We start from the raw sequence: 336 nt of genomic DNA on the forward strand, positions 1-336 counted from the left end.
TTCTTAATGTTGCCGCTTCTGAGATCATCTTTACCTCGGGTGGGACCGAGGCTGATAACCTTATTCTGAATTCGGCCGTTCGGGATCTTAGCGTAAAGCGCATCATCACCTCCAAAATAGAACATCACGCAGTGCTTTACACGCTGAATAAGCTGCACGAAGTATTCGGGGTGGAGCTTTTATACGTGAACCTCGATGACTGCGGAAAAGTGGACCTGGAACACCTGGAGGAGTTGCTGAAGCAGAGTGATAAGAAGACCCTGGTGAGCCTGATGCACGTCAACAATGAAGTTGGAAATTTACTGGACATCAAAAAGACCGGGGAAATCTGTAAAG

General features: G+C 47.3%; 1 protein-coding gene. It reads left to right on the forward strand.

Translation table 11 applies throughout. From position 1 onward, the window contains the following. Nucleotides 1–336, forward strand: a 336-nt coding sequence (locus tag HC175_RS21760) for an aminotransferase class V-fold PLP-dependent enzyme (RefSeq protein ID WP_168139978.1), incomplete at both ends; no start/stop codon positions are given.

The sequence above is a fragment of the Salinimicrobium oceani genome, assembly GCF_012037645.1.